This is a genomic window from Reyranella sp. (assembly GCF_004296935.1).
In the GTDB taxonomy this organism is placed as follows: Bacteria; Pseudomonadota; Alphaproteobacteria; order Reyranellales; family Reyranellaceae; genus Reyranella.
This window is the reverse complement of record NZ_SCVH01000126.1, coordinates 1-12,429: the sequence shown is the minus strand read 5'-3', so window position 1 is coordinate 12,429 and position 12,429 is coordinate 1. Positions and strand designations below refer to the sequence as shown.

Below are 12,429 nucleotides of genomic sequence, written 5' to 3'. Positions count from 1 at the left end.
AAGTTCATGTCCACCGGCACCGTCCGCTTCCACCGCGTCCTCACCGCGCCGCCCGAGCGCATCTACCGCGCCTTCCTCGACGCCGACGCCATGGCCAAGTGGCTGCCGCCGCACGGCTTCACCGGCCACGTCTACAACATGGACGCCAGAGTGGGCGGCAGCTACCGCATGTCGTTCACCAATTTTTCTGCGGGCAAGAGCCACGCCTTCGGCGGCAAATATCTCGAGCTCGTGCCGAACGAGCGCCTGCGCTACACGGCGAGCTTCGACGATCCCAACCTGCCGGGCGAGATGACGACCACGATCACGCTGAAGAAAGTTTCGGTCGGCACCGAGATCGAGATCGTGCAGGAGGGAATCCCCGCGGTGATCCCGACGGAGGCGTGCTGTCTCGGCTGGCAGGAGTCGCTCACGCTGCTGGCCCAGCTCGCGCAGCCGGAGATTCCGGGCTGACCCCCGCCCCGTATGACGGGGCACCTCCCCGGCATGACGGGGCGGAGAAGGTAAGATCAGACCACCGCCGGTGGCGCGCAGGAATCGCGCAGCACAAGATCGACCGGCAGGAGTGCACGCGATTGCGCCTGGCCGGCGTCGCCGCCGAGGCGGTGCAGCAGCAGGTCGGCGGCGGCGCGCCCGACATCTTCCAGGCTCCAGCGCAGCGCCGTGATGGCGGGCGTGTGCACGGCGGCGAGATCGGTGTCGCCGACCGACATCACCGAGAGATCGCGCGGCACGGCGAGGCCGAGGTCGCGCGCGGCGCGAAGGACGCCCGCCAGGATGCGGGTGCCCAGCGCGATGATCGCCGTCGGCCGCCCGCCGTCCTTGCCGTCCCCGAGCAGCGCCAGCGTGTCGCCGTGCGCGAAGTCCATGGCCGACGATTGCAGGCAGAGCTGCGCGCCGGTCGGATCGAGGCCGGCCTCGGCGAAGACCTCGCGGAAGCCGGCGATGCGCTCGCGGGAGGGCCGCATGACCGCATCGGCCGTCAGCAGCGCGATGCGCCGGTGGCCGAGGCCGATCAGGTAGCGGGTCGCCGCGCGCGCGCCGCCGCGGTGATCGACCTGGACGGACGGCCAGCCGTCCGTGTCGTTGTCCGCACCGTCGTCCGCTTCGGGGACATCGCGATCGACGATGACGACGGGTGTGCCGGCGGCGACCAGTGCGCGCCAGGCCTTGGCGTTGGCGTCGCTGCCCGGCGCCACCAGCATGCCGTCGACCCGCCGGCCCCTGAACTCGCTGGCCGCCGCGCGCTCACGGCCGGGATCGTTGGCGGTGCTGGCGACCACCAGCAGGTAGCCGGCCTCGCGCAGGCGCGCCTCGGCCGCCTTGACGATGGTGGCGTTCAGCGGATTGGAGATGTCGGAGACCAGGCAGCCCACCATACCGCTGGTGCGCGTCCTGAGGCTGCGCGCCAGGAAGTCGGGCTGGTAGCCCAGCCGGTCGGCGGCGGCGGCGACGTCGCGGGCGACGCGGGCGCTCACGTTCTTGCCGCCGTTCAGCGCCCGCGACACCGAGGCGAGCGAGACGCCGGCGGCCTCAGCCACGTCGCGGATGGTGATCCCGCTCATTCTGGAAACGATTTCTCCTGATGGACCCGAGTCACTATTGACTCGGGGCACCGCGCTGACAAGGATCATGGAAACGATTTCAACAAGCGGCCAGCAACCGGCCCATCAGGAGGAAACATGCTCGAGATCAATCGCCGCGCATTGGCGGCGGGAAGTGCCGCGCTCGCGCTCGCGGCCACGCTCATGCCGGGCGTTGCGCCGGCGCAGGACAAGAAGACGCTGCGCTTCGTGCAGGCCGGCAACCTGACGATCCTCGATCCGATCTTCACGACGGCCTACGTCACGCGCGACCACGGCTACATGATCTACGACACGCTGTTCTCGAGCGACGAGAACAACGTCGCGAAGCCGCAGATGGTCGACAAGTACGAAGTGTCGGCCGACAAGAAGCTGTGGACCTTCACGCTCCGTGACGGGCTGGAGTGGCACGACGGCAAGCCGGTCACCGGTGAGGACTGCGTCGCCTCGATCAAGCGCTGGGCCGCGCGCGACGCGATGGGCCAGAAGATGATGGAGTTCGTCGCCGAGATGAAGGCGGTGAACGACAAGACTTTCACTATCGCGCTCAAGGAGCCGTACGGCCTGGTGATCGATTCGCTCGGCAAGCCGTCGTCGAACGTGCCCTTCATGATGCCCAAGCGCATCGCCGACACCGATCCGTTCAAGGCGATCGACAGCCAGATCGGCTCGGGGCCGTTCATTTACATCAACGCCGAGTCCAAGCCCGGCGAGAAACACGTCTACGTCAAGAACCCGAAATACAAGCCGCGCGCCGAGCCGGCCTCCGGCCTGGCCGGCGGCAAGGTCGCCAAGGTCGACCGCGTCGAGTTCGTCGAAATGCCCGATCCGACACAGCAGGTGAACGCGCTGATCGCTGGCGAAATCGACATGATCGAGAACGTGCCGCACGATCTCATTCCGCTCCTGAAGAAGGACCGGAACGTGCAGACCGTGAACTGGAACCCGCTCGGTCAACAGTTCATCCTGCGCTTCAACCACCTGACCAAGCCGTTCGACAATCTGAAGATCCGCCAGGCCGCGATGTACGCGATGCGCCAGGAGGATTTCCTCAAGGCGACGGTGGGCGAGCCCGAGTTCTACAAGGTCTGCTCCGCGGCCTTCGTCTGCGGCACGCCCAACGGCGTGGAGATCCAGGGCGATCTGCTGAAGAAGCCCGACTTCGAGAAGTCGAAGGCGCTCCTCAAGGAAGCCGGCTACGACGGCACGCCCGTGGTGCTGATGCAGTCGACGACGCTGCCGGTGCTGACCAACATGGCGCCGGTCACCAAGGCGCTGCTCGAGCAAGGTGGCTTCAAGGTCGACATGCAGTCGATGGATTGGCAGACCGTGGTATCGCGGCGCGCCAGGAAGGATCCCGCCGACAAGGGCGGCTGGAGCGCCTTCCACACCTACGCCATCGCCGTCGACATCCTGAACCCGATCTCGGCCAACTGGATGGTGGCCGACCCCGCCAAGGCGTGGTTCGGCTGGCCGAACGATCCGGCGATGGAGAAGCTGCGCGACGCCTACTCGCGCGAAACCGACCCGGCGAAGAGCAAGGCGCTGGCGCTGGCGGTGCAGAACCGCGCGGTCGACCAGGCGCAGTATGCCTGGCTCGGCATGTGGTTCGGCCCGGGCGCGGCGCGCGCCAGCATCACTGGCTGGCTGAAGGCGCCGGTCGTGGTGCACTGGAACATCGAGAAGAAGTGACCGATTGGATGGTCGACGGGGCACGGAGCGACATCCGTGCCCCCGACGGCACGCGCCTCGCCGTTTACGAATGGGGCGATCCCGCGGGGCCCGAAGTCGTGCTGATCCACGGCTTCGCGCAGAGCCACCTCTGCTTCGCGCCACAGCTTCGGAGCGAGCTCGTGCGGCACTGCCGTGTCGTGGCCGTCGACCTGCGCGGCCATGGCAACTCGGCGCAACCTGACGATCCTTCGGCCTACCGGGGCAGCCGCGTCTGGGCGGACGATATCGCCGCCGTCCTGGCGGCCAAGAAGCTCGAGCGGCCGGTGCTGGTCGGCTGGTCGATGGGCGGACGGGTGATCCGGCAGTATCTGATGATCCATGGCGATGCGCGCCTCGCCGGACTGAACTTCGTCGCCTCGCAGGTGATCGAGGATCCGCGCTGCCGCGGGCCGGGCGCGCCCCAGCCCGTGCCGGAGCAGCAGACGCCGGAAGAGGAGATCGCGGCGGCGACCGTTTTCCTCGAGGCGTGCTACGCCAAACAGCCGACGAAAGCCGAATTCCGCCGCGCGCTCGCCTACAACATCAAGGTGCCGGCCGCCGTGCGCCGCGCGATCGGCGGCTGGTCGACCGAGGCGGCACCCACGATCGCCGCGCTCGCCAAGGTGCGCGTGCCGGTCCTGATCACGCACGGCCGCCGCGACACCGTCGTGCTGCCGGCCGCGGCTGAGATGACCCGGGCCGCCATGGCGCAGGCTCGGCTGTCGTGGTTCGACGACTGCGGGCATTCGCCGTTCAGCGAGGATGCGCCGCGATTCAACAGCGAATTGACGAGCTTCGTGCAGTCCTGCCAGACGGGGACGTGACGGCCGATATCCGCTACCAAGGACGGACAGGAGCGCGTCATGGACTATCGTCCCCTCGGAAACACCGGCCTCTCCGTCAGCGTCGCAGGGCTGGGCTGCGGCGGCAACAGCCGGCTCGGCCTCGGCCGCGGCGCCAGCGTCGAGGACTGCGTGGCGGTCGTGCGCACGGCTATCGATCTTGGCGTCAATTTCCTCGACACCGCCGAGGCCTATGGCACCGAGGAGATCGTTGGCGCCGCCGCCCGCTTCTATGACCGCGACAGGCTGGTGATCTCGACCAAGGCGATCTTCCGGGGCGGCGACGAGACGGCCCCGTCGGTGACCGCCAAGGTGGAGGCGTCGCTGAAGCGGCTCGGCCTCGATTACGTCGACATCTTCCATTTCCACGCCGTCGGTCCCGATTCCTACGAACATCATCGCGACGTGCTGGCGCCGGCGCTGCTGCGGCTCAAGGAGAAGGGCAAGGTGCGCCACGTCGGCATCACCGAGACGGGGCCGCGCGATCCGGAGCAGAAGATGCTGGCGCGGGCGGTCGAGGAGGGGCCGTGGGAAGTGATCATGCTGGCCTACAGCCTGATGAACCAGGGCGCGCGCCGGAAGATCTTCCCGGTGACGCTGAAGCGCGGGATCGGCACGCTGCTGATGTTCGTGGTGCGCAACATCTTCAGCAACGACGCCTATCGCCGCGACGTCTTCGCGAAGCTGGTCGAGCAGGGGCTGCTCGATGCGTCGATCCTTGCCAGTGGCGATCCGCTCGCGTTCCTCGTGGCCGAAGGCGGGGCGAAGAGCATCACGGATGCGGCCTACCGCTACGCGCGCCACGAACAGGGCGCCGATGTCATCCTGTTCGGCACCGGCGACAGGGATCACGTCCGGGCCAACGTCGAGTCGATCCTGCGCCCGCCGCTCGCGCCCGCGATCGTCGAGCGGCTTCACGCCTCGTTCGGGCACCTGAGCGGTGTGGGGCTGGACCTGCCGGGGCCGGTGAAGGGTGCGTAACCCCCTCACCCGCCCTCTCCCCCTATCGGGGGAGAGGAGTTTGAGAAGAGAGAGTTACTTCTCTCATGTTCCTCTCCCCCGCTAGGGGGAGAGGTTAGGTGAGGGGGATCACGATCACCCCGTCGACCGCACGAGCTTGCCGGGCCTGGCGCCGGTTTCCTGGCCCTTCTCGAAGATGGGCGTGCCGGAGCAGATCGTCATGTCGTAGCCGTCGACCTGCTGGACGAGGCGACGGCCGCCGGCCGGCAGGTCGAAGATCATCTTGGGGCTGTGCAGCGTGAGGCCGTCGAAGTCGATCACGTTCACGTCGGCCTTCTTGCCCGGTTCTAGCCGGCCACGGTCCCTGAAGCCGTAGAAATCCGCGGTCTCGCCGGTCATACGCTGGATCGTGCGCTCGAGCGGCATGCGCGGGCCCCGCGTGCGATCGCGCACCCAGTGGCTCAGCATGGAAGTGTTGAGCGAGGCATCGCAGATCACGCCGCAATGCGCGCCGCCGTCCGACAGACCGAGGATGGTATGCGGATGCTCGATCAGCTCGCGCACCACCTCGAGATCGCCGTGCACATAGTTGGTGACGGGGAAGTAGACCATGCGGCTGCCGTCGCCGCCCGTCAGGTAGTCGTAGCAATACTCGGCCGGGTCGACGCCGTCGCGCGCCGCCATGGCGGCGATGCTGCGCTCCGGCGGCGGCTCGTAGTCGGGCTGCTCGCCCAGGAGATACATGCGGTCCCAGCGCGTCGCGATCTGGCGCGACAGCGGCGGCAGCACGTCCAGCAGGCGGGGCGAGGCCTCCTGCGACAGCACGAGGCGGCGCGTCCCGGGATCGCGCAGCCTGGCCAGCATTTCGGCGGGCGGCAGTTTGGCGAGCGCGGCGAAGGCCTCGCGCAGCGCGAAGGGATTGAGCGAGGTGCCGAGGCCGAGCGTGAGCCCGACCGGGCGTCCCGCGACCTGGGCATAGACCGGCAGGTTGTCGGCGCGGGCGGCACTCACGCCGTCCATCAGGCGGCGCCAGCGCTCGGGATCGTAGCTGCGGTCGGTCAGCAGGAACCAGACGGGCCGGCCGCTGTCCTTCGCCACCTGGCGTATCCAGCGGAACTCGGACGCCTCGTCCTCGAAATCGGAGAGCATGCCGAAGGTGCCGCGGCCGGCACGGCCCATGGCCTGGCCGATGGCGATCAGCTCCTCGTGCTCGGCATAGCGGCCGGGGACCAGCTCGCCGGCCAGCGTCTTGTGCTGGTCGCTGCGGCTGGTGGTGAAGCCGACGGCGCCCGCCTTGAGCGCCTCCTCGGTGAGGCGCGCCATGGTCTCGATGTCCTCGGCCGTCGCCTGCTCGCGGGCGATGGCGCGCTCGCCCATGGCATAGACCCGCAACGGGTGATGGGCGATCTGGGCCGCGATGTCGATGGTGCGCGGCAGCTTCGAGAGCGCGTCGAGATATTCGGGAAAGCTCTCCCAATCCCACTTGAGACCTTCGGTCAGCACGATGCCGGGGATGTCTTCTACCCCTTCCATCATTTCGATCAGCGCCTGCTGGTGCTGCTGGCGGACGGGGGCGAAGCCCACGCCGCAGTTGCCGAACACGATGGTGGTGGCGCCATGCCAGGAGGACGGTGCCAGCACGGGATCCCAGGTGGCCTGGCCGTCATAGTGGGTGTGCACGTCGACCCACCCCGGCGTGACCAGCCGGCCGTCGGCCTTGACCTCGCGCCGGCCGGGGCCTGCCTTGCCGCCCGCCTGGACGATCCTGTCGCCGTCGATGGCGACGTCGCCCGTGGAAGCGGGCGCTCCCGTGCCGTCGACGATGGTGCCGCCCCGGATGACGATGTCGTGCATGGACTGTCCCTTCCGCTCTGAGATGGGATCACGAGCTTTCCATACATCGATGGGCACCGGAAGCCGGAAGTCCGGTATCCTCGTCATAGGAGGTTCCCGCATGCCGATCATCGATTCGCCCATCATCGATAGCCAAGTCCACGCCTACGAGGCCAACACGCCGAAGCGGCCGTGGGCCACCCAGCCGAACTGGCCGCCGCACGTGACCGGCGACGAGATGGTGGCGGCCATGGACAAGGTCGGCGTCGACGGCGCGATCTTCATCTCCGCCTTCTCGCAGTACCGCTATGACGCGAGCTACGCGATGGAGGTGGCGCGGGCGCACCCGACGCGGATGGCCATCGTCAAGCCGGTCGACCCGGACGATCCGGCCGTGGCCGACGTCATCGCCGAATGGAAGAAGGTGCCGGGCGCGGTCGGCATCCGCATCATGCTGAGGAAAGAGGAGAAGCGCCCGGCGGACCATCCCGGCCTCGACCGGATTCTCCGCGCCGCCGTTCGCCATGATTTTCCGGTGAACATTCTCTGCTGGGACAATGTCGAGGCCGGCACGGCCGTCATCGACCGCCATCCCGAGACGCGCTTCATCATCGATCACCTGGCCATCCTGCAGCCGCGCGTGCCGCCCGCGCCGCCCAACCCGTGGGCCGACCTGCCCAAGGTGCTGGAACTGGCCAAGCGCGCGAACGCGGTGATCAAGGTGAGCGGCGCCTGCACGCTGTCGCGCGAGCCCTATCCCTTCAACGACATCTGGGACCCGCTGCAGCGCGTGTTCGATGCCTGGGGTTTCGAGCGCTGCCTGTGGGGCACGGACTGGACGCGCGCCTTCGCCGTCGTCAACTACGAGCAGGCGGTGAAGCCGTTCCTCGAGACGAAGCGATTGAGCGATTCGGAGCGGGCGATGCTGATGGGCGGCGCCTGCGCCAAGGCCTATGGCTGGTCGCCGGCGAAATGACGGCAAGGGAGGAAAGCTGATGCCCGAGACCCCGACCTTCGGCCGCTACGCCGAAATCCCGTACGACAAAATGACCCCGGAGCAACAGGCGGGCTACAACGCCATGATCGAGGCCCGCGGCCGCCTGCCGGGCCCGACCAAGATCTGGGTGCACAATCCCAAGCTCGCGAAAGTCGCCGGCCCCTTCGGCGCGCATTTCCAGCCCGGCCAGTACTCGCTCACCGAGCGCGAGCGCGAAATCGCGGTCTGCGTCATCACCAGCCACTGGCGCTCGGCCTATCCGACGGCGGCGCACGAGCGGATCGCGAAGGAAGCCGGGCTGCCGGCGGCCAAGGTCGAGGCGATCCTGGGCGGCATGCCCGCCGCCTTCGACGACGCGCGCGAACAGATCGTCTACGAGATGGCGATGGTGCTGTCGAACGCGCGCTGGGTGCCGCGCGGGCTGCACGACCGCGCCGTCAAGGTGCTGGGACACGTTGGCATCACCGATGTCGTCACCTTGATGGGCCACTACACCAGCGTCGCGATGACCCTGGCCTTCTACGACGTTCCGGACGGGGCGACGGGCATGGCGCGCTAGTCGCGGACCTGTCCGATATTGAACGATAACGTGGCAGGAACTACGGCCGTTCATTTCCGTTACCTCTCGGTACCGCTACCCCCGCGGAGGCCGGATAATGAATGGTCGGATGATGGGCGTTGCCGCCCTGGCGTTTCTCGTCTCGCTCGCGTCGATCGCTTTCGCGCAGAGCGACGAGCTGGCCGACTACAGCGGGCGGCCCGTTGACCATAGCGGGCGACACGGCGATGGCCACGCGCAGATGCACGACAAATACAAGCTCTGGCGTCCGCCCCAGAATCCCAACACCTCATGCTGCGACAATTCCGATTGCCGGCCGACCCGCGCCTTTGTCGACGACGACGGCCATTGGCGGGCGTGGAACGGGGTCACGTGGCTGGTGGTGCCGCCGGACCGTGTCCTGCCGCCCAATCACGCGGGCGATGGCCGCTCGCACCTCTGCGAGAAGGAGCAGTTCATCTACTGCTTCGCGCCGGGAGAAATCCGCGGCTGACACGACTGGCACCAGCCGGCGCCTTTGCCTATGATCGCGTCCGGATGTCCGGTCTCGTCTTCAACCTCGCAGCCATGCTGCTGGCCGCCTTGGCCCTGTGGTCGATCCGCCATGAACTGACCGAAAAGGCCACCATGCCGCTTGCGTGGACGATCACGCCCGCGCTGGCGATCGTCGTGGCGGCGATCCTTCTGATCGTGTCGCCGGGCAAGCGCTTCGAACTGTGGGTGCTGGCCATCGTCATCGGCCTGGGGCTGGGCGCGCTCATGGGCCTGACGCTGAAGCTCAACCGGGACTTCGGCCTCGGGCTGATCCGCGTTCCCCGGACCTGGGACGGCGCGGCTGCGGCGGCCCTGCTGCTGCTGCTGGCCCTGGCCCGGCTGGTGACCTCCAACCTGATGAATCGCCAGTCGGGCAAGTTCGGCGTGCTGGGCGCCGCGGCGGCGTTTCTCGCCGCCTACCTCGTCGCCCGCTACATCGTCGCGCGCTTCTACAAGTCGCCGCGCGCGATCCATCTCGACATGAGGCTGGGCGAGAACCCGCAGCGGACGCTCGTCAACTGACGCTCGTCAGCTGACGGCAGGGAGCCACTTGCATGCCGCTGCGCTGGGAAATCCATCACGCCGAGAAGCTCATTCACATCGTGGCTGAGGGCAAGGTCACGCTGAAGGAGATGGAGGAGCATTTCGACGCCCTGGTCGTGGCCGACGTGCTGTCCTATGCCAAGCTGTTCGACGCGACGCGGGCCGAGCCGGTTTACAGCGACGACGACGTGATGACGATGGGGGCGCGGCTCAGCGCCTACACCGCCACGATGCCGAGCGGGCCGCTCGCCGTCGTCGGCCTCACCGGCAAGGTGCAGGTGGCCTACAAGCGCTTCGTCAATGTCTCGCCGTCGAAGCGGCCGGCCAAATTGTTCAAGACCGAAGCCGAGGCGCGCGCCTGGCTGGCAACGCAGGCCCGCCCCTAGAGAGTCGTTCCAGGGCCGGACTCTTCCGGCGCAGGCCCAGCAGAGCGTCAGGATCGAGGACAAGGAAGCCTTCCTGCATGTGCCGCCAGGCGCCCGGGCGAGCGCCGTGCTTGTGCCGGGCAAGGGCGGCATCGATCCCACCGATCCGCTGCTGCGCAACCGCGCGGCGCTGAACGCCCGCGGCTCGGCCCACGGCTTCTACGGCGCAGACGCCGAGGTGGTGGACGGGATCGCCCGCTTCGTGATCCGCTGAGGGCTCGGCTCCACCCCGACGAGCCTGGCACGCCCGTCTTCGCGTGGCCTATCGAGGTCCTGCGCCGGACATGAATCCCGACATGCATCGTGTCGCGGCTGGAGCGGCTCGCTATTTGACCGAAGCCGCGATCTCCTTGAGTTCCAGATAAGCCTGCCTGATCCTAGTATTCTCAGGGTCGGCGTGCATCGCCACTTCGAGATAGTGCAGGCTGCGCGCCCAGTCCTTCTGCCCGTATTCGAGGGCGGAGAACATCAGGTCGGCCTTGCTGATTTGGCTGAACATGCGCTTGCCCGGCGGATCGACCATCGATCTGTCCCCCGCCTCGCGATCGGTCCGCGTCTTCTGCCGCAGCTTGTCGATCAGCTCGACCTCCGACGTTCGCGTATCAGGCAATCGGGCGAGCCGATCGCGGGCTTCGCGCAGCGTCAATTCCGCGCCGACGTAGTCGCCCGAGGAAATCAGTTGCAGGCCCAGTTGCCAGGCAGCCTGCCCGCCGGCGGAGCGGAATGCCTGTGCGTAGCGCCGCCGGGCCGCGTCGGGGTCGCTCTTGTCCTTCACGGAACTCTGCACCGCGCGAACGAACACCAGCGCTTCCTCGATCCCCTTGTCGCCGGGCACCACCTCCTGTGCATCCTTCAGATAGCGCAGGGCCTGCTCGTACTGGCCGACCCGGAAGCTCGCAGCGCCGACCATGAACGCGGCCCTGCCCTTCATCGGCATGTGGCCGATAGCGAGTTCCTGCACGGAGCGCGCCACCCCGGGCCACAGGAGCGTGAACTGCTGGGCTTCCTTCCGCCGCAGCGCCTCGATCCGTTGCTTGGCAGCGATGACGGCAGGATGGCGTGCCGCCTCCGGGCCGATGATCTGGATCACCACCTCCGCCGGTCCGAACGCGCCGCTTTCGCCCAGGAACGCCGCCAAAACCGCCCTTGCTACATCCGTCACCGGCCAAGGGTTGCGTGCTGCACTCTCTCGCAGCTCAGCCCCCGAGTAGGCCGCGCCGGTGAACAGATCGACAAGATCGTCAGGGAGTGAATTTCCGCTCGCGGCCTCGTCGACCGTGATGCAGCGGTTGCTGGACTGCACATAGCCAACGACACAGGCACATCGCAGCGTGATCTTGTTGGCAGTCTGCTGCCGCGAGATTTCCCGGGTGTTGGGCGGGCAGCTCTGGGCAAGGATCGCCGAAGGCACGCAACAGGCGAGGAGCGTCGCCACGAAACCTTGCCGCACCGCAGGGCGAAGGAAGGTCGTCCAGGCCAGAAGCGCAGTCATGTTCCTTCTCCTCGCAGCAGGTCCTAGCGCGGCGGGGCGATATCGTCCGCGCCGCCCCCATCGTCGCGGCCGTTGGGGCCATAGGAATAGACGACCGCGCCGCCGTCCGCGCCGCGCACGTAGTGAAGGGGCCGCCCCCATCCGTCGACCAGCTCGCCGGCGGCGCTGACCGACCCGGCCGGCAGCTGGACATAGGGATTGCGCGGGTCGGTCAGGGCCGTCGCCAGAGCTTTGGCGCCACCACCGGGGTAGTCGCCGCGGTCCATGCGGTAGTGCTCCAGCGCCTGCTTGATCGCGTGAAGGGCCGCACGCGTGTCCTCGACCTGCAGCCGGAGAAAAGCGGCCTCGAGTTTCGGCCGCGCCGCCGGCTGGCGTCGCGCCGCGAGCTCGAGCACATAGTCGAACACGACGGCGCGCGACGCCGGTGGCGGCCCGGCAAGATCGGGGCGCAGTTTGGCAATCAGCCCCTGGGCCTCGGCCGTCTTCGCGGCGGCGCCGCGGGCATCTCCCGACGACCGAAGCTCCGCCCAACGGGCCATCGCCTCGACGAGCCGCTGCTCGTCGGCCGGCGCAGCCAGAACGGCTCGGCCGATCAGCAGCCCAGGGATCACGGCGGGCCCAAGCAGCAGGTCGCGGCGCTTCATCGGCAGTTCCCCTCGACGAACGAGACGACATCCGGAGAAACCTCGCCCCCGACCTTGAGGACGCGATCCAGATCCTCGTGCGCCGGCTTGCATTGCTTCAGCGCGGCACGGACCGAAGCCCGCAGCATCAGCGCGTTGGCGAAGCCCGGATCGAGGTTGACCGCGTTGTGCAGCGCCAGCAAGGCGTCCTCCGGCCGGCCGACCTGCAGCAGGAGCTGGGCATGGCTGAGGTGGGCCTCGGCGAAACCGGGGAAACGCTGGACCGCGCTCACCGCGGCACGAAGCGATTCGGTGAAATTGCCGC

At 68.0% G+C, this 12,429-nt stretch carries 15 protein-coding genes; 10 read left to right on the top strand and 5 right to left on the bottom strand.

Annotated elements, in window-relative coordinates:
* Positions 1-6 precede the first annotated feature (6 nt).
* Complete coding sequence (locus EPO55_RS17875; RefSeq protein WP_296338420.1) at positions 7-453, top strand: SRPBCC family protein; 447 nt, start codon at positions 7-9, stop codon at positions 451-453.
* Positions 454-509: 56 nt separating this feature from the next.
* On the opposite strand, the gene EPO55_RS17870 is transcribed toward EPO55_RS17875, so the two are convergent.
* On the bottom strand, positions 510-1,565 hold the full coding sequence (locus EPO55_RS17870) for a LacI family DNA-binding transcriptional regulator (RefSeq protein WP_296338419.1): 1,056 nt from the start codon (positions 1,563-1,565) through the stop codon (positions 510-512).
* Positions 1,566-1,682: 117 nt separating this feature from the next.
* Between EPO55_RS17870 and EPO55_RS17865 the strand changes: the two genes are divergently transcribed.
* The 3 genes from EPO55_RS17865 to EPO55_RS17855 are packed head-to-tail and all read left to right on the top strand — an operon-like array spanning position 1,683 to position 5,119.
* Positions 1,683-3,275, top strand: coding sequence for an ABC transporter substrate-binding protein (locus EPO55_RS17865; RefSeq protein ID WP_296338418.1), 1,593 nt, complete (start codon positions 1,683-1,685; stop codon positions 3,273-3,275).
* A complete protein-coding gene (locus tag EPO55_RS17860) occupies positions 3,272-4,120 on the top strand; it encodes an alpha/beta hydrolase (RefSeq protein WP_296338417.1) in 849 nt (282 codons plus the stop codon). The genes EPO55_RS17865 and EPO55_RS17860 overlap by 4 nt, the downstream gene beginning before the upstream one ends.
* A gap of 39 nt (positions 4,121-4,159) precedes the next feature.
* Positions 4,160-5,119 (top strand): aldo/keto reductase, encoded by a 960-nt coding sequence (locus EPO55_RS17855; protein WP_296338416.1) that lies wholly within the window; start codon positions 4,160-4,162, stop codon positions 5,117-5,119.
* A 114-nt stretch (positions 5,120-5,233) separates the two neighbouring features.
* On the opposite strand, the gene EPO55_RS17850 is transcribed toward EPO55_RS17855, so the two are convergent.
* Complete coding sequence (locus tag EPO55_RS17850) at positions 5,234-6,952, bottom strand: amidohydrolase family protein (protein ID WP_296338414.1); 1,719 nt, start codon at positions 6,950-6,952, stop codon at positions 5,234-5,236.
* A gap of 100 nt (positions 6,953-7,052) precedes the next feature.
* On the opposite strand from EPO55_RS17850, the gene EPO55_RS17845 reads away from it, so the two are divergent.
* The 6 genes from EPO55_RS17845 (at position 7,053) to EPO55_RS17820 (ending at position 10,203) form a co-directional block, all read left to right on the top strand.
* A complete protein-coding gene (locus EPO55_RS17845) occupies positions 7,053-7,907 on the top strand; it encodes an amidohydrolase family protein (RefSeq protein ID WP_296338413.1) in 855 nt (284 codons plus the stop codon).
* Positions 7,908-7,926: 19 nt separating this feature from the next.
* Positions 7,927-8,487 (top strand): hypothetical protein, encoded by a 561-nt coding sequence (locus EPO55_RS17840; protein ID WP_296338412.1) that lies wholly within the window; start codon positions 7,927-7,929, stop codon positions 8,485-8,487.
* Positions 8,488-8,584: 97 nt separating this feature from the next.
* Positions 8,585-8,980 (top strand): hypothetical protein, encoded by a 396-nt coding sequence (locus EPO55_RS17835; RefSeq protein ID WP_296338411.1) that lies wholly within the window; start codon positions 8,585-8,587, stop codon positions 8,978-8,980.
* A gap of 44 nt (positions 8,981-9,024) precedes the next feature.
* Positions 9,025-9,543, top strand: a complete 519-nt coding sequence (locus EPO55_RS17830; protein ID WP_296338410.1) for a hypothetical protein — start codon at positions 9,025-9,027, stop codon at positions 9,541-9,543.
* Positions 9,544-9,575: 32 nt separating this feature from the next.
* Complete coding sequence (locus tag EPO55_RS17825) at positions 9,576-9,950, top strand: STAS/SEC14 domain-containing protein (RefSeq protein WP_296338408.1); 375 nt, start codon at positions 9,576-9,578, stop codon at positions 9,948-9,950.
* Positions 9,951-10,029: 79 nt separating this feature from the next.
* Positions 10,030-10,203: a hypothetical protein gene (locus EPO55_RS17820; RefSeq protein ID WP_296338407.1), complete on the top strand. Its 174-nt coding sequence runs from the start codon at positions 10,030-10,032 to the stop codon at positions 10,201-10,203.
* A 111-nt stretch (positions 10,204-10,314) separates the two neighbouring features.
* On the opposite strand, the gene EPO55_RS17815 is transcribed toward EPO55_RS17820, so the two are convergent.
* From EPO55_RS17815 to EPO55_RS17805, 3 genes are all read right to left on the bottom strand, one after another.
* Positions 10,315-11,481, bottom strand: coding sequence for a hypothetical protein (locus EPO55_RS17815; RefSeq protein ID WP_296338406.1), 1,167 nt, complete (start codon positions 11,479-11,481; stop codon positions 10,315-10,317).
* 23 nt (positions 11,482-11,504) lie between these two features.
* Entirely contained in the window at positions 11,505-12,092 is a 588-nt protein-coding gene (locus tag EPO55_RS17810) for a type II secretion system protein GspG (protein ID WP_296338405.1), read from the bottom strand.
* A gap of 29 nt (positions 12,093-12,121) precedes the next feature.
* Positions 12,122-12,429: tetratricopeptide repeat protein (locus tag EPO55_RS17805; protein ID WP_296338404.1), on the bottom strand; the 308-nt coding region annotated here is incomplete at its 5' end.